This is a genomic window from Psychrobacillus sp. Z3-81 (assembly GCF_056620325.1).
On sequence record NZ_JBWQPU010000002.1, the window covers coordinates 86,001 to 101,287 of the forward strand.

16 protein-coding genes are annotated in these 15,287 nt (G+C 38.9%); 14 read left to right on the top strand and 2 right to left on the bottom strand.

All coding sequences use genetic code 11. The features are described from left to right. Nucleotides 1–39 precede the first annotated feature (39 nt). From AC1ECF_RS02540 to msrB, 8 genes are all read left to right on the top strand, one after another. Nucleotides 40–984: a thymidylate synthase gene (locus AC1ECF_RS02540; protein WP_480387822.1), complete on the top strand. Its 945-nt coding sequence runs from the start codon at nucleotides 40–42 to the stop codon at nucleotides 982–984. Between the two features lie 15 nt (nucleotides 985–999). Further along, nucleotides 1,000–1,491: a dihydrofolate reductase gene (locus AC1ECF_RS02545; RefSeq protein ID WP_480387823.1), complete on the top strand. Its 492-nt coding sequence runs from the start codon at nucleotides 1,000–1,002 to the stop codon at nucleotides 1,489–1,491. Next, on the top strand, nucleotides 1,454–2,224 hold the full coding sequence (locus AC1ECF_RS02550; RefSeq protein ID WP_480387824.1) for a lysophospholipid acyltransferase family protein: 771 nt from the start codon (nucleotides 1,454–1,456) through the stop codon (nucleotides 2,222–2,224). The genes AC1ECF_RS02545 and AC1ECF_RS02550 overlap by 38 nt, the downstream gene beginning before the upstream one ends. 57 nt (nucleotides 2,225–2,281) lie before the next feature. Continuing rightward, nucleotides 2,282–3,121 (top strand): DegV family protein, encoded by an 840-nt coding sequence (locus AC1ECF_RS02555; RefSeq protein ID WP_480387825.1) that lies wholly within the window; start codon nucleotides 2,282–2,284, stop codon nucleotides 3,119–3,121. A 118-nt stretch (nucleotides 3,122–3,239) separates the two neighbouring features. Then, nucleotides 3,240–4,058, top strand: a complete 819-nt coding sequence (locus AC1ECF_RS02560; protein WP_480387826.1) for a GDSL-type esterase/lipase family protein — start codon at nucleotides 3,240–3,242, stop codon at nucleotides 4,056–4,058. 152 nt (nucleotides 4,059–4,210) lie between these two features. Beyond that, on the top strand, nucleotides 4,211–4,786 hold the full coding sequence (locus tag AC1ECF_RS02565) for a YpmS family protein (protein WP_480387827.1): 576 nt from the start codon (nucleotides 4,211–4,213) through the stop codon (nucleotides 4,784–4,786). Nucleotides 4,787–4,799: 13 nt separating this feature from the next. Further along, nucleotides 4,800–5,330 (top strand): peptide-methionine (S)-S-oxide reductase MsrA, encoded by a 531-nt coding sequence (msrA, locus tag AC1ECF_RS02570; protein ID WP_480387828.1) that lies wholly within the window; start codon nucleotides 4,800–4,802, stop codon nucleotides 5,328–5,330. Further along, nucleotides 5,320–5,730: a peptide-methionine (R)-S-oxide reductase MsrB gene (gene msrB / locus AC1ECF_RS02575; protein ID WP_480387829.1), complete on the top strand. Its 411-nt coding sequence runs from the start codon at nucleotides 5,320–5,322 to the stop codon at nucleotides 5,728–5,730. The genes msrA and msrB overlap by 11 nt, the downstream gene beginning before the upstream one ends. Before the next feature lie 623 nt (nucleotides 5,731–6,353). Here the strand turns inward: msrB and AC1ECF_RS02580 are convergent. Further along, nucleotides 6,354–8,174 carry a methyl-accepting chemotaxis protein gene (locus tag AC1ECF_RS02580; RefSeq protein ID WP_480387830.1) on the bottom strand — a complete coding sequence of 607 codons (1,821 nt, stop codon included), beginning with the start codon at nucleotides 8,172–8,174 and terminating at the stop codon, nucleotides 6,354–6,356. A gap of 117 nt (nucleotides 8,175–8,291) precedes the next feature. Here AC1ECF_RS02580 and AC1ECF_RS02585 point away from each other — a divergent pair, with 117 nt between their 5' ends. From AC1ECF_RS02585 to AC1ECF_RS02605, 5 genes are all read left to right on the top strand, one after another. Next, a complete protein-coding gene (locus AC1ECF_RS02585) occupies nucleotides 8,292–8,513 on the top strand; it encodes a YozE family protein (RefSeq protein WP_480387831.1) in 222 nt (73 codons plus the stop codon). A 74-nt stretch (nucleotides 8,514–8,587) separates the two neighbouring features. Then, nucleotides 8,588–9,292: a purine-nucleoside phosphorylase gene (deoD, locus tag AC1ECF_RS02590; protein WP_480387832.1), complete on the top strand. Its 705-nt coding sequence runs from the start codon at nucleotides 8,588–8,590 to the stop codon at nucleotides 9,290–9,292. Between the two features lie 84 nt (nucleotides 9,293–9,376). After that, nucleotides 9,377–10,858, top strand: a complete 1,482-nt coding sequence (locus tag AC1ECF_RS02595; RefSeq protein WP_480387833.1) for a lmo1851 family serine protease — start codon at nucleotides 9,377–9,379, stop codon at nucleotides 10,856–10,858. 221 nt (nucleotides 10,859–11,079) lie between these two features. Continuing rightward, nucleotides 11,080–11,970 carry a CobW family GTP-binding protein gene (locus AC1ECF_RS02600; protein ID WP_480387834.1) on the top strand — a complete coding sequence of 297 codons (891 nt, stop codon included), beginning with the start codon at nucleotides 11,080–11,082 and terminating at the stop codon, nucleotides 11,968–11,970. After that, nucleotides 11,967–12,221 carry a hypothetical protein gene (locus tag AC1ECF_RS02605; protein WP_480387835.1) on the top strand — a complete coding sequence of 85 codons (255 nt, stop codon included), beginning with the start codon at nucleotides 11,967–11,969 and terminating at the stop codon, nucleotides 12,219–12,221. Before AC1ECF_RS02600 ends, AC1ECF_RS02605 begins: the two co-directional genes overlap by 4 nt. Before the next feature lie 233 nt (nucleotides 12,222–12,454). Here the strand turns inward: AC1ECF_RS02605 and AC1ECF_RS02610 are convergent, their stop codons facing one another. Continuing rightward, complete coding sequence (locus AC1ECF_RS02610; protein WP_480387836.1) at nucleotides 12,455–13,822, bottom strand: MATE family efflux transporter; 1,368 nt, start codon at nucleotides 13,820–13,822, stop codon at nucleotides 12,455–12,457. A gap of 43 nt (nucleotides 13,823–13,865) precedes the next feature. Between AC1ECF_RS02610 and AC1ECF_RS02615 the strand changes: the two genes are divergently transcribed. Further along, nucleotides 13,866–14,942: an undecaprenyldiphospho-muramoylpentapeptide beta-N-acetylglucosaminyltransferase gene (locus tag AC1ECF_RS02615; protein ID WP_480387837.1), complete on the top strand. Its 1,077-nt coding sequence runs from the start codon at nucleotides 13,866–13,868 to the stop codon at nucleotides 14,940–14,942. The last annotated feature ends 345 nt before the right edge of the window (nucleotides 14,943–15,287 follow it).

The window sequence follows — 15,287 nt, forward strand, 5'->3', positions numbered from 1 at the left end:
AGAGCTTTTTTTACTTGAATCAGAAAGTGAGCGATATAAATGGAACAATATTTGAATCTAATGCGATATATTAAAGAGAACGGGGTAGAAAAAGGCGACCGCACTGGTACTGGCACAAAAAGTGTCTTTGGTTATCAAATGCGCTTTAACTTGCAAGATGGCTTTCCACTTATGACAACAAAGAAAACGGCATTTCGTTTAATTGTGGGAGAGCTTCTCTGGTTTTTAAAGGGTGATACAAATGTGAAAACGCTGATCCAAGATAATATTCATATTTGGGACGAATGGGCGTTTGAAAAATGGGTAAATAGTGAAAAATATAAAGGACCGGATATGACGGATTTCGGAAGAAGGGCAGCAAAGGATCCAGCTTTCAAAGAGATTGTTCAACAAGAAATGGAGAAGTTTTGCGAACAGATCCTTGCTGATGAAAAGTTTGCAGAGGAATTTGGTGATTTAGGACCTGTCTATGGTAGACAATGGCGTTCTTGGCCCGGAAAGAATGGGGAGACGATTGATCAATTAACGAAGCTTATTGATCAGCTAAAAACGAATCCTGATTCTAGGAGACATATCATAACAGCCTGGAATCCGTCTGAGGTGGACGATATGGCACTGCCACCTTGTCACAGCTTCATGCAGTTCTATGTGGCAGATGGAAAGTTGTCCTGTCAGTTATACCAACGTAGCGCAGACGTATTCTTAGGGGTGCCGTTTAACATTGCGTCATACGCCTTGCTGGTACACTTGATAGCAAGAGAATGTGATCTTTCAGTTGGTGAGTTTGTCCATACATTAGGAGATGCACATATTTACTTAAACCATATGGACCAAGTCGACACGCAGCTCAGTAGAACACCAAGGACTCTTCCAGAGCTTGTCCTTACAAAGGAAGATAAATCTATCTTTGATTTTGAAATAAAGGATATTACCATTCAGGGCTATGATCCTTATCCAAAAATCAAAGCAGATATTGCCGTATAAATAGGAGGAGAAGCAATGATTTCATTAATCGTCGCACATGATCCGGACCGAGTAATCGGATATAAAAATAAATTACCTTGGCATATCCCTGGTGACCTTGCTTACTTTAAGGAAAAGACGATGGGAAAAGCAATGATTATGGGGCGTAATACGTTTGAGTCAATAGGTAGAGCACTTCCTGGTCGGAAAAGCATCGTTGTGACCAGAAATCCTGATTACCAGGCAGATGGAGCTGTTGTTACGACTAGTTTGATGGAAGCTGTTGAAATAGCAAAAGAACACCATGAAGAAGTAATGGTAATTGGAGGAGAACAAATCTTCCGTACGATTCTTCCGAATGCTGATCGTTTATATATCACCTATATTCAACAGAACTTTACAGGTGATACGTATTTCCCACCATATAATGCAAGTGACTGGGCGCTTACACAGACTTCAGAGGAAATGCAAACCTCTGATGGAATAACATATGTATATTTGGTTTATGATAGAAAGGTTCGTGACTAGTTTGTTTTCATCTTTAAGAACGTTTGGCTTCTTATTTGGTTATTTGCCGGTAAGTATGCCAAGATTACGCAAGATAAAGGAACAGAAGGGCAAGCTCTCTACTGAAGAATATGACAAGCTTGTACATTCTGTTCCCCAAATGTGGGCAGAAGGAATATTAGAGCGTACAAAAAGTACGTTTGAAGTGAAAGGGCTGGAAAATTTACCAGAAGGGCCAGTTCTACTGATTAGTAATCATGAAGGGAACTTTGATATTCCTACGTTACTCACTTATATTCCGAAGCCTTTTGGGTTTATTTCAAAAGTAGAAGTGAAGAAACTACCGATTATTCGAACTTGGATGGAAGAAATGAACTGTGTCTTCTTAGATAGAAGCAGTAGAAAAAGTAGCTATCAATCTATCTTAGATACAATCGAGCAGTTAAAAAAAGGACATTCCATATTAATTTTCCCGGAAGGAACGAGAAGTAAAGGACAAGGAATCGGAGAATTCAAGTCGGGTTTTATTCGTATAGCGAAAGAAGCACAAGTTCCGATTGTTCCCATTGCTATAAAGGGAACTTCTGAGATTATGGAGAAAAATAATAACAAAATCCGTCCTGCGCATGTTCAAATAAGTATTTTACCAACATATAGTAGTACAGAGGTTTTAGGAACAAATAGCAAAGATATGATACAGTTAATTCAGCAAAGAATTGAGCGAGAGCTCGTTCTTATGAATAATTCCAATTAATTTACATAAAGGGTTGCTTCTTTTTAAATAGAGGCTACTAAGGAAGGATTGATATGATTGTCACAGGTTCATATTGTTACAGATTCAACAGCAGATTTACCACAGGATATTGTTGAAAAATATAATATTCATGTAGTACCTTTAACAATTCAAATTGAAAATGAATCTTACATTGACGGGGTAAATATTCAGCCAGCAGAGTTTCTAGAGAAAATGGCAAAAACGAAGGAGCTGCCTAAATCATCTCAACCAGCTATAGGAGTGTTTAAGGAGCTCTATGATGAATTAGGAGCAAAAGGAGATTCCATCATTTCCATCCATATGACTGGTGGGATGAGTGGGACAGTGGAATCAGCAAAAAGTGCCGCTGAATTAACCAATGCAGATGTTACAGTAATTGATAGTAGATTTATCTCATTCGCGCTAAGATTCCAGGTGGAGGAAGCAGCAAAAATGGCTATCTCTGGTGAATCAAAGGAAGCGATTATAGAAAAGGTATATGATATCCGCTCTAAAACCCATCTTTTTGTTGTGGTAGACACATTAGAGAATCTGGTGAAAGGCGGAAGGATAGGAAAGGGAAAGGCGATGATCGGCTCTCTATTGTCGATCAAACCAATCGCCTCTTTAGACGATGGTGTTTATACGCCGATTGCGAAGGCAAGAAGCCATAAGCAGGTAGTAAACTATCTTTTTAATCAGTTTATGGAGGACACAAAAGGGAAAGTAGTAAAAGCAGTAGGAATTTCTCACGCAAATGGACTGAAGATGGCTACTCCATTAAAAGAGCTTATAGAAGAGTCTGGCTTTCAAGATGTGAAACTGTCGATTACTTCACCAGTAATTAGCACACATACTGGCCCAGGAGCAGTAGGCTTTATGTATATGACAGAATAAATCGAAAGGCAGGGAGGTGTTTGTCCCTGCCTTTATTTATAAACCGGCTACAAATAATAGGTGAGTGTTAGGGTAGGTAGGAATAAGGTTACAGCGTTTTATAGTAAAGGGGTTAACAATGAAGCATTTCATTCAAATTTGTTGTATCGTGCTACTTCTTGCAGCGTGTAGTGGGGAAGAAATAAGAGAGGTAAGTTTTCAAGAAAAACAGACAGTTTTGTTTGAAGAGTTATCCGTTCCTGAAAAGTTTTTCCCGAAGACATTGGATATAGTCGGACTAGGTGATTCACTGACACAAGGAGTAGGGGATAGCCTTAAAAGAAATGGTTATGTTGGCAGGTTGCAGAAGGAAATTTTAGCGTATAAAGGAATAGAAGACGTGATAATAACCAATACTGCAAAAAGAGGTAGAAGAAGTGACCAATTGTTAAAGCTTTTGAGAGACGGGGATATTGATCATCATGTTCGAAGGGCAGACATCATCACCGTAACGATTGGTGGTAACGATATGATGAAGGTATTTAAGAAGGACCTTTTTAACTTGAAGGTAGAAGCCTTTGAAAAAGAATTGGTACGTTTTGAAAACAATTATGATTCTATCTTAGAGGAGATTCGAGAGATTAATAGTACTGCTCCAATTGTGATGATTGGTATTTATAATCCAATAACCATTGTATCCGAAGAAACAAGTGAAGTTGATCAAATTGTTACGGATTGGAACGATACAATTGAATCTCTTTCCTATAGTGATATAAATGCCTGCTACGCACCGATAGATACTTTATTTGATACAAACGCAAATCTTGTTTATCATACGGATTTCTTCCATCCCAATAGTAAAGGCTATGAGCTTATTACCGACAGGGTTATCGAATCGCTAGAAAATTGTGGTTTGATTGATAAGGAAAGTAGGGAATTGTTTTTTATAAGGGATTAGAAAATATTTTTTTCTAATGATTGTTTAGCTCGAGCGTTCTCGCACGAGGATAAATAGGAGCATATTGCAGTGGCCGAGTGTATACTTGCTGTGTTTCATTTGCTTTTTGCAACGGACATAGGCGCTTGCGCTTTTCTTAAGGGGTTGATGAAATGAATAAATGGAAGATAGCGTTCTTTTTGCTCCTTATTATCATTGTAGGAAGTATTGGAGCGTTCATCTATTGGATAACTGCTCCTTCTGACTACGTAGAGGAGCCTATAGAAACAGAGGCATTTGCTTCGGGACATGTGTTAACTGTCAACACGACAAAAGAGGATTTTGAAGGAATAGCCAATTCCTTTATCCATAAAGCGATGGGTGGCAAACCACTGCCTCTGAAGCTAGAGGTAGACGATCAAATTGTCCTTACATCTGAACTTACGATTTTTTCCCTATCGTTACCTGTGAAGATGTATTTTGATCCTTATGTGGAGGAAGATGGTAATATCCGGATGGAACAGTCTTCTGTAGAAGTCGGAAATCTACAAATTCCTCCTGAAACAGTTTTAAAGCTGTTAAGGGATTCCGTCGATTTACCTCCTTGGATGATTGTGAAGCCACAGGATGAAGAGGTCCTACTGCAGCTAACGAGTATTCCTGTTGCCTCTGGTGTCAACGTCCGAGCAAAAGAGTTGGATTTAAAGGTAGATAAGATTATCCTAGAAATAGTCGTACCTACAAAATAAGGGGGGATCTACCATGGAATTAGCTACGTTTGCTGGCGGCTGCTTTTGGTGTATGGTAAAGCCATTTGATACCTACGACGGCATTGAGAAAGTGGTATCAGGCTATACAGGTGGACATGTAGAGAATCCGACGTATGAACAAGTTTGTTCAGAAACAACCGGCCATTATGAGGCTGTTCAAATCACTTATGACCCAGCCGTCTTCTCCTATGATCGTTTATTAGAAATCTTTTGGTTGAACATTGACCCTACTGATGAAGAAGGGCAATTTTTTGATAAAGGGTCTTCCTATCAAACAGCCATCTTCTATCATTCTGATGAACAAAGGGAAAAGGCGGAGGCATCTAAGAATGCGTTAGAGGAATCTGGCAAATTTAACAGGAAGATAGCGACGAAGATTTTACCAGCTTCTACTTTCTATGAAGCAGAGGAATACCATCAGGATTACTATAAGAAAAATCCGATGCACTATAATCGTTATTTCGAAGGCTCAGGAAGAAAAGCTTTCGTGGAAGCGAGTAGGAGGTATCATAATGAAGGATAAGCTAACAGAAATGCAGTATTACGTGACACAGCAAAATGGTACGGAGCCACCTTACCAAAACGAGTATGATCAGCATTTTGAAGAAGGAATCTACGTGGATATCGTCTCTGGCAAACCACTTTTCCATTCGAAGGATAAGTATGATGCAGGCTGTGGCTGGCCAAGCTTCACAAGACCAATCGAAGCGCAGGAAGTAACAGAACACTTTGATGACTCCCACGGGATGAGACGAGTAGAGGTTAGAAGTAGAACGGCTAATTCTCACCTTGGACATGTGTTCCCAGATGGACCAAAAGAGGAGACAGGCTTACGCTACTGCATTAACTCTGCGGCAATGCGTTTTATTCCAAAGGATAAGCTTGAAGAAGAAGGCTACGGCGAATATTTAAAGCTATTTTAAATAAACTACCTCGAGAGTCTAGGCTCTCGAGGTGTTTTCTTTGTACTGTGTAGCCGAGCGAATTACTCACTAAAGGAAATAGGAAGTGTAGAGACGTGTTAACCGGTCGAGGATGCTATCAAACGAGTTTGGGGGCATCAATCAGTAAATGTGTTTTACCATGCGATAAAAGAAGGCTATCGAGCGGTGGGAGGCAAGGGCTTGAGATATCGATCGAAACCAGCAGTCTATCGAGCGATAAGAGTTAGCTATCGAGCGGAAAATGGACCCTATCGCGCGGAACTAGAGCGGTATCGAGCGGTGGGAGGCAAGGGCTTGGGCTATCAATCGAAACCAAGGGTCTATCGAGCGATAAGAGTTAGCTATCGAGCGGAAAATGGATTCTATCTCTCGAAATTGACGAGGTATCCCTCGAAACTGAGGAGGGGCATAGTCTACTGCTCGAATCCACGGACCTTTTGCGCTGAACGAAGTATCTACTGCTCGGAAATAGGTTGTTAATGCTCGAAACAAGGTATTTATCGCTCGGAACCGACGTCCTGTCCTTTACCCAAAGGCTCTTATCGCCACAACACGCAAGCGATAAAAAAACGATGAGCACCTTAGCGAGCTCATCGTTTCTCTTATAGTTTAAATTCATTTACCACTTTTCTTAGTTCATCTGCTTGATGGGAAAGCTCTACGGCGGATGCGTTGATTTCTTCCATTGCGGCAGAGCCTTCTTGGGCAGCGGCTGCGGAAGTTTCGGTGTTTGCAGCAGTGTTTTCTGCGATTTGTGTTACTTCGATGAATGATGCCGCAACCTCTTGGCTGAAGTTAAGCGTTTGTTCAATTTGACTTACCATTTTTTCAATAATGGTGATAGTCTCTTCTGTCTGCTTCATGATTTGTTCTAGGGAGCTGGTTGTTTCATTGGCAACCTCGACTCCTTTGATAACACTTTCAACACCTTCGTGATTTTGTTTCACGATAGAAACTACTTCATGCTGGATGGAAGTGACGATATTGGTTACTTCTTTTGCCGCATTCTGAGATTGCTCGGCAAGCTTTCGTACTTCATCTGCCACCACAGCAAATCCTTTCCCATGCTCACCCGCTCTTGCTGCTTCGATTGCGGCATTAAGAGCAAGTAGGTTTGTTTGTTCTGCGATTGAAGTAATCGTCTTAATGATAGAAGTGATTTCATAAGATTTCGTTCCTAAGCTCTCCACAGTTTGAGAGGTAGTAGCCATCGTTTCTTCAATATTAAGCATTACTTTAGAAGAAAGCTGAACGGATTCTACTCCTTTTTTTGCAGCTAAGGACATATGATCGGTTGCTTTCTTTACCGTTTGTGCATCCTCGTTTAAATATCTTGTTGCTTCCTCTAAGGAATTCATTTTATTAATTGCTACTGTCATGCTTTCCATTGTTTGCTCGCTACCGGATGCAATCTCACTTGTTGAGTCCGCGATCGATTGAATGGTGATGGCAGTATCATCCGAAGAGGCCATTAGCTGTTGACCGCTTGCGGATACATTTTCAGTCAAGAGGCTAACTCTTTTCACTAAGCTTGCGATGGATCCAATTAAAACATTTGTATTGGTAGCAATCTCAGCGAATTCGTCCTTAGAACGTACTTTTACTCTTCTAGTTAGATCTCCACCAGCCTGTGCAATTTCCAGTATAGACTGGTTAATAGACTGGGTACTTTTGCCGATAGAATTGAATAAAAATATTCCGAAAATTAAGGTTAGAACCACCGCGATAGCAGTTAGTGAGATAAAAAGAATCAATGCGTTTTGATTATCATTTTCCATTTGTATTATTTTAGCTGCATTCTGCTTTTGAAGAAATTCGTTCATGGATCCAATCTGGACATCCATTTTACTCATTTCAGCCTTTCCACCGCCTGCATTTACTAGCTTTTGGGCAGCCTCGAAGCTGACAGTGTCTCTTTGGTTTATAACACGATCCGAATACGCCAGATATGCCTCTAGATGCTCGCTAATTGAAGTTATTTTCTTAAACTCCTCTGGGCGATTTTTATAGGTATTCTGGAGATTTTTTAATTGCGTAATAGCAGAGTCTTTATAATTCCGATAACTTGTCTTATAATTTGATTTACCTGTTATGATATAACTCTGCTCAGCGTTGGAAAGTTGGGCTAAAGTAGTAGCTATTTCATTTACCATCAGCTGTTCCGTAATTCCTACATTTATGTATTCTTCTAGTTCATTTTGAAATTGATGCATTTTCGATGATGTTAAAAAAAGCATAGCTACTAATATAAGTATTAACATGGAAAAAGCAACTATAACTCTTCCTCGAATAGAATGCAGGAGAGTTGTTTTCTTGAAAGATTTTTCTTTCCTTTTCTGTTTTTTAGGTGACGTGTTTGTTTCTACGCCTTGCCTATGTACTTTTTTATTTGACTCTTGTCTGTTTTTTCTCTTAAATAACAAAAAGAACAATCCTTTCGTGTAGTATTTTCTTAATATTTAAAGTTTACTTGTTTTGGAATAATTTATCTACTAAATTTTCAATTTATAGGAGTCTTTATGACTAAAGGAGGGGAAAAAATGGTTCAATCCTTTTATTTATTTGCGTTAAAATTTAGAGGGGGACAAAAGGAGGATAGCAAATCAATTTTTGCAGAGGCGATGTTTATGACGCACGATTTTCCAAAAACGGAAACTTCTTTCGTGGAGATTTCTAAATATATAGAAGAATTAGCACATCCAGATATGCCGGCAACTGTATTTGACGACATTTGGAGGCTCTATGAAGAACATATCCAATAACCACTTCTGAATTGCATTTACAGATAAAAACGGTTATTATTAACACGACAACTTTAGAAAAGAGGTTAAATGTAATGAGTATTCACATTAACGCAAAAAAAGGCGATATTGCCGATACTATTCTACTTCCTGGAGACCCACTAAGAGCAAAATATATTGCAGAAACTTTCTTAGAGGATGTAACTCAGTATAATGAAGTTCGAAACATGTTTGGATATACTGGTACATATAAAGGAAAGAGAATATCTGTTCAAGGAACAGGAATGGGAGTACCCTCTATTTCTATTTATGTGACAGAGCTTATGAATGAATATGATGTTCAAAAGCTAATCCGTGTTGGAACTTGTGGTGCTATTCAAAAAGACGTAAAGGTAAGAGATGTAATCCTTGCGCAAAGTGCTTCCTCGGATTCTACCTTAAACAAAGTATTATTAGATGACCTAAGCTTCGCACCAACTGCAGATTTTGACTTGCTTTATAAAGCATACAATGCAGGGAAGGAAGCTGGCTTAAATCTGAAGGTGGGTAATATTTTCACTGCGGATTTATTCTATAACGAAAATGCTCAGAACGAAAAGCTTGCAAGCTATGGCGTGCTAGCAGTGGAAATGGAATCTGCAGCTTTATACACTTTAGCAGCTAAATATGGTCGTCAAGCATTATCCGTTCTAACTGTTAGTGACCATATTATTACTGGAGAAGCTACTAGTGCTGAAGAAAGACAAACTACCTTCAATGACATGATTGTGGTTGCACTTGAAGCTGCAATCCAAGAATAATTTTCATGGAGGGCAATAAAAATAGACTGTCATCTACTGACGGTCTATTTTTAAAAGAAGCTTTAATTGAAAAGGGTGAAAGTTTTGGAAGAAGAAAAACAACAAAGCGAAGAGCTAGCATCTACAAATAGACCTGCTTCTAGACAGATTAAAATGAAGCCATTTGTATTTCTGCTAATGATTTTTGCCCTTATAGTGGTAACTGCTGGAGTAACGATGATCGCACTTACCTGGGGAGATGAAAAGGTTGTAGAAGTAGTTCCTCAATCTACTAATGAAAGAGAAGAGTTTGCGAAACTATATTTAGCTTATGACAAACTACAAAATGAATACTATGAAGAGATAGATGCTGAATCAGTAGTAAATGGAGCAATCAATGGAATGATTGATGCTTTGGGTGATCCTTACTCCGATTATATGAATCAAGAAGAGGCTTCTTCATTTAATGATAGTATATCCTCCAGCTTTCAAGGTATTGGAGCAGAGATACAAGAACTTGACGGCGTCATAACAGTTGTATCTCCTATTAAAAATTCACCAGCAGAAAAAGCTGGCATTTTACCGAATGATAGAATCCTAGCCGTAGACGGTAAGGATATCCAAGGCTACAGTGCTTCGGAAGCGGTACTTTTAATAAGAGGTCCAAAGGGAACAGAAGTAACCTTAACTGTAAAACGTGGAGATAATTCTTCGATGGAGATAACAATCGTGCGTGATGATATACCGATTGAGACAGTCTATGCAGAAATGTTAGATAACGGTATTGCGCATATTATCATTTCAAGCTTTTCTACGAATACCTATGAGGAACTATTAGAGGCGATTGATGAAATGGAAGGCCAAGGGATGAAGGGTCTGGTATTGGATGTAAGACAAAATCCAGGCGGACTTCTTGGTAGCGCAATAGATATATCAACCCTGTTCTTGGAGGAAGGGAAAACAATCCTACAAATCGAAGAAAAGGGTATTACCGATAAAACCAATGCTTCTGGTGGAAAACAAGTAGACGTTCCGATGGCTGTTGTGATTGACGAGGGTAGCGCATCTGCCTCTGAAATTCTTGCGGGAGCACTTAGTGAATCTGCGAACATACCATTAGTTGGAGTAAACAGTTTTGGTAAAGGCACTGTTCAGCAAGTGAATGATTTACCGGACGGTTCTAACCTCAAATTGACAACTGCGAAATGGTTAACGCCAAATGGCAATTGGATTCATGAGAAGGGAATTTCCCCAGACTTTAAAGTAGAATATCCATCTTATGCAATGTTATCTCCTCTTGATCCATCCTATGTGCTTCGATTAAATACTGACTCGGAAGCAGTTTCGGCAGCGAAAGAAATGCTTCAAGCAGTGGGATACGAAGTAGGAGAGATTAACACTGTATTTGATCAAGAAATGCAAGATGCTGTAAAGAAATTCCAAGCGGATAATGAATTAGAAGTTACCGGTGAGCTTACTGGCGATTCTACTAATTTGTTAATGAACTTGCTTCGTGAGAAAATCATGAACGATGATCCTCAGTTAGAGAAGGCAGTAGAAGTTGTAAACGATTTATTGACGAAATAATCAATAGAGGATAGAGCTATGGTCTGTCTTAGACCCTGATAATATAGTAAAAAGGGGTGTCCAATAAGTAGAATACTTATGGGCGCCCCTTCTTTATGTAGTATAGCTCTTTGTATCGGTCGAAAAGGACCCGTCTTTAAATAACTTTTCAGACGGGTCATTTTCTAGTACTTAATTCGTGTTAAGTGAAACTGGATATAAGAAAGGATAAGTGTAAACGAATGATTGATGTATATCTGTTAAGTGGATTTTTAGGGAGTGGGAAAACCTCTCTACTTTCTACGTTAATTGAACAGCTTAAAAAGAAGGGACTAAAGCCAGCAGTCATCATGAACGAGCTTGGGAAACTTGCATTTGATAGTAGGGCAGTGGAGGAGGATATCCCTCTAAGGGAGATGCTTGAAGGCTGTATATGCTGCACAGGCTCTGAAAAAATGGAGGCTCAGCTACAGACATTACTGGCCGGTGAACAATTTGATGTTTTATTAATCGAGACAACAGGAGCTGCCCATCCTGTAGAAGCAATGGATGCCGTGTTATCACCTCTTTTTGCTAAAGAGTTCCACATGAAAGGAATTATTACCGTTGCGGATTGTAAAAGGTGGTTAGAAAAGGATAAGATGACACCACAAACAAGAGTGCTATTCCTTGAGCAAATACGGCATGCACATTTACTAATTGCTAATAAAATCGATCTCTTATCTGAATCAGAAGCAGCAGTTGTGACGATGCAGCTACAATCATTAAATCCACATGCACCTATCATTCAAACAACAAACAGTAGAGTTCCCCTTTCAGTGGTAGAAAAGATGGAGGCTACTTTTCAAGCAGGAGAGATTCAACAATCTGCTATTGGAAAACAACTCACCTTATCTTCTAGGGTCCATACATTTGAACAGCCGGTTGATCAAATGGAATTCGAGAAATGGGTGAAGGACCTGCCTGATTCTATTTATCGAATAAAGGGGTATGTGCCAATTAAAGGACATAAAAACCCGTTTCTATTCCAATATGCATATGGGATGGTTCAGTGGTTACCTGAATATATAAAAATGGAGCCACAGATTGTCATTATCGGTGATGCTGTGAATGAAATTGAGGTAATGGGATGAGCGATGTGATATCTAGCCTCCAGTTACTCTATAAGGATAGAAAATCTCTCCAGACTATCGAAAGTGAGGAACAGGTCCGTCAAATACTAAAAGCAGAGCTGCTAGATGAGTATACGCACCCAAGGGCGAGATTATCTTTAGAAAAGAAATATACGCTAATAAAATCGAAGGTAGTTAACAGTAAGCTTCTACCGAAGGCGCAGGAAGAGCTTCTTTCTGTTCTACAAGAAGAGTATGAAAAAATGAAATGAGCGAAAAAAATAGGCAATTCTTATATGCATATTAAAAGTCAAACAACACCATTAATAAGACTGGAGAGGATTCGAGCAATTTCGGTTCCCCTACCAGTCTTTATTTAAAGTTTTATAATACGTCCAGAAAAAACGATTGTATTAGAAGCAATAAGTAGAGGTGTATCAATGTAAGAATCAATAAATACTATTCCTACATTAACTTAGAACCTTTATTTATAAAGTGGTTTTTTTCATTTCTGTATTTCCTTGATCGATTTATACCTATCTTTTTGCAATAAGATTAAGCGAGTGCCAAGTGTGATAGCTCCTAATGTCAGTCCGACAATCAATCCGACCCAATAACCGAAGGGACCAAGAGAGGAATAGATTCCTAGTATATATCCCGTTGGAAGGCCAATTATCCAGTAAGAAATAATTGCCATGACAAACGTAATATTAACATCTTTATAACCTCTAAGCGCTCCCTGTACAGGTGCCTGAATTGCATCAGAAAGCTGGAATAACGCAGCAAAATAAAAGAATTGAATCGTCCAAGACACTACTTGTGCGTTGTCAGTATATAGCGATGCAATGGGCTCTCGAAACACAATGAGAATGGATGCTGATAGAAAGCTAAAGGCAACAGCAGCTCCCACGCTTAACCAACTATATGCTTTTGCCTCTCGATAGTTATTTGCACCAATCTCACGACCCACTAGAATCGTTGCCCCCATAGCAATGCTTAATGGAATCATATATAGCAAGGAAGTAAAGTTCATAGCAATTTGATGTGCAGAAATAACTACTGTAGAATATACACTCATCAGTAAGGTTACCGCAGAAAAGATAGTGGTCTCTGCAAATAACGACAAGCCAATTGGGATACCAATTTTCGTTAGACTCTTCCATTTTTCCAGGGAAGGCTTTGGCCAGCTTTTAAATAAATCAATCTTTCGAAACTCTTTCACCTTTAGAAATATCACAATGGTAAAAAACAAAACGAACCAATAGGTTAAAGCCGATGCTAATCCAGCACCCATTCCTCCCAATGCAGGGAAACCAAGCTTACCAAAAATAAAAATATAATTTAAGAAAATATTAATAGGTACAGATAATAAGGTGATAAACATGGAAACTCTCGTCTTAGCATGTGCATCTATGACGGCACGAAGGACACTGTATAAAAATAAAGGAACAAGACCGATTGTCATCATATATAAATAATTCTTTGCTACGGAGCGTACACTAACTTCAAGAGGCATCTTTACTAGTAAAAAATCCACTAAAGAGATTATCCCTACAAATACGACAAAAGCTAGTAAAAAGGCTATATAAAATCCTTGCTGTATATACGCTCTTACATCTTGCTCCTTTTTCGCGCCGATTAATTGTGCTACAATTGGCGTTAGACCAAGTAGAATACCGGTTAATCCTGTATAAACTGGTACCCAGATAGAGGAACCGATAGAAACACCGGCTAGATGATCAATATGGTATTTACTAGTCATTAAAATATCAAAAAAGGTCATTAAATAAAGCGCTACCTGGGTAACTAAAATCGGAAAGACGATTTTAGTCATATAAATGGCTTTTGTTCGAAGTGTTTTCTTTTCTCGCATTTCGCATACATCCTTTAAGCTATAAAAGTTAGGAGATTCTTGAATGAATAACAATACAATTGTATTAACTGGTGGAGGTACAGCAGGGCATGTATCCCTGAATGAGGCCATCATCCCAGAATTAATTGCAAAGGGATATGAAGTCCATTATATAGGTTCACCTGATGGCATTGAAAAAACCATTATACAAAACAGCTTTCCAACTATCCCATATTATTCTATCTCAAATGGGAAGCTAAGAAGATACTTTTCTTTGAAAAATATATCGGATCCCTTCAAGGTTTTAAAAGGAACCCTCCAGTCTTTAAGAATACTTAGAAAAGTAAAGCCTTCTTTAGTATTCTCTAAGGGTGGGTTTGTTTCTGTACCTGTCGTGATGGCGGCAAGACTAGCTAATATTCCAGTTGTCATCCACGAATCAGATATTACACCTGGATTAGCAAATAAAATCGCAGGCACCTTTGCGGAGCATATTTTTACAGTTTTCGAGGAGACCCTTAAATATCTTCCAAAAGAAAAGTCTACTTCTATTGGTGCTATTCTTAGACCAGATCTTTTTCAAGGAGACGAGAAGATTGGATTAGAGCTAACAGGGTTTAGCCCATTAAAGGAAACGATAATTGTCATGGGAGGAAGTCAGGGCTCCAAAATACTCAATGATGCCATAAAAGAAAATATTGCAGAGCTTACCAAGAGGTATCAAATCATTCATTTATGTGGTAAAGGAAATAATGATAAATCATTGGAAGGTACGCCTAACTATATTGCCTTTGAGTATGTGACGAAGGAGCTGCCTCATTTATTAAAGATATCGAAGTATGTAATTAGCCGGGCAGGCTCAAATTCCATTTTTGAATTTTTAGAGTTGAAAAAACCTATGCTTCTCATTCCGCTTTCTAAACATGCAAGCCGGGGAGATCAAGTGCTTAACGCACTTTACTTTAGTAAGAAAGGTTATGCTATTGTTTTAGAAGAGGAAAATCTCACGCCTAAATCTTTTGTTGAATCCTTATATAGACTGATTGATGAGAAGGAAACAATTATTGACGCTCAATTTACTGCATCTCCCTCTAAAACCCCAGAACAGTTTACAGACCTTTTATTAACATATAAAAATTAGATGTATTGAAACGGTACCAATGCAATTGTCGTATTATAGAAGTGGCAGGGACCAAACCATTCCTTTCTTGATGATTTGGACTGTTAGTTCGTAAAAGCGTCGGCGATTCCTGCGGTAGAAAAAGACAGGTGAGACATAGCAACAGCACGCGTAAGCGTTCGGCTATGTCTCATTTTTATGGATGGAAAACTAAGGATGTCACGTCGTGTGACAACGTTCTCCTCACCAACATCCTGTTGGCCTGCGGAAAGCATCTGACGTAGTGAAGAACGTAAGTTTCAAAAATTAAGAAAGCACTTATGATTCTTATCAAGATTAAGAATCATAAGTGCTATTTTTGTCCCT

Excerpts from the sequence above, each read along its gene's own strand:
- AC1ECF_RS02540 (WP_480387822.1), top strand. The coding sequence starts at position 40 with ATGGAACAATATTTGAATCTAATGCGATATATTAAAGAGAACGGGGTA.
- AC1ECF_RS02545 (WP_480387823.1), top strand. The coding sequence starts at position 1,000 with ATGATTTCATTAATCGTCGCACATGATCCGGACCGAGTAATCGGATAT.
- AC1ECF_RS02550 (WP_480387824.1), top strand. The coding sequence starts at position 1,454 with ATGTATATTTGGTTTATGATAGAAAGGTTCGTGACTAGTTTGTTTTCA.
- AC1ECF_RS02560 (WP_480387826.1), top strand. The coding sequence starts at position 3,240 with ATGAAGCATTTCATTCAAATTTGTTGTATCGTGCTACTTCTTGCAGCG.
- AC1ECF_RS02565 (WP_480387827.1), top strand. The coding sequence starts at position 4,211 with ATGAATAAATGGAAGATAGCGTTCTTTTTGCTCCTTATTATCATTGTA.
- msrA (WP_480387828.1), top strand. The coding sequence starts at position 4,800 with ATGGAATTAGCTACGTTTGCTGGCGGCTGCTTTTGGTGTATGGTAAAG.
- msrB (WP_480387829.1), top strand. The coding sequence starts at position 5,320 with ATGAAGGATAAGCTAACAGAAATGCAGTATTACGTGACACAGCAAAAT.
- AC1ECF_RS02585 (WP_480387831.1), top strand. The coding sequence starts at position 8,292 with ATGGTTCAATCCTTTTATTTATTTGCGTTAAAATTTAGAGGGGGACAA.
- deoD (WP_480387832.1), top strand. The coding sequence starts at position 8,588 with ATGAGTATTCACATTAACGCAAAAAAAGGCGATATTGCCGATACTATT.
- AC1ECF_RS02600 (WP_480387834.1), top strand. The coding sequence starts at position 11,080 with ATGATTGATGTATATCTGTTAAGTGGATTTTTAGGGAGTGGGAAAACC.
- AC1ECF_RS02605 (WP_480387835.1), top strand. The coding sequence starts at position 11,967 with ATGAGCGATGTGATATCTAGCCTCCAGTTACTCTATAAGGATAGAAAA.
- AC1ECF_RS02610 (WP_480387836.1), bottom strand. The coding sequence starts at position 13,822 with ATGCGAGAAAAGAAAACACTTCGAACAAAAGCCATTTATATGACTAAA.
- AC1ECF_RS02615 (WP_480387837.1), top strand. The coding sequence starts at position 13,866 with ATGAATAACAATACAATTGTATTAACTGGTGGAGGTACAGCAGGGCAT.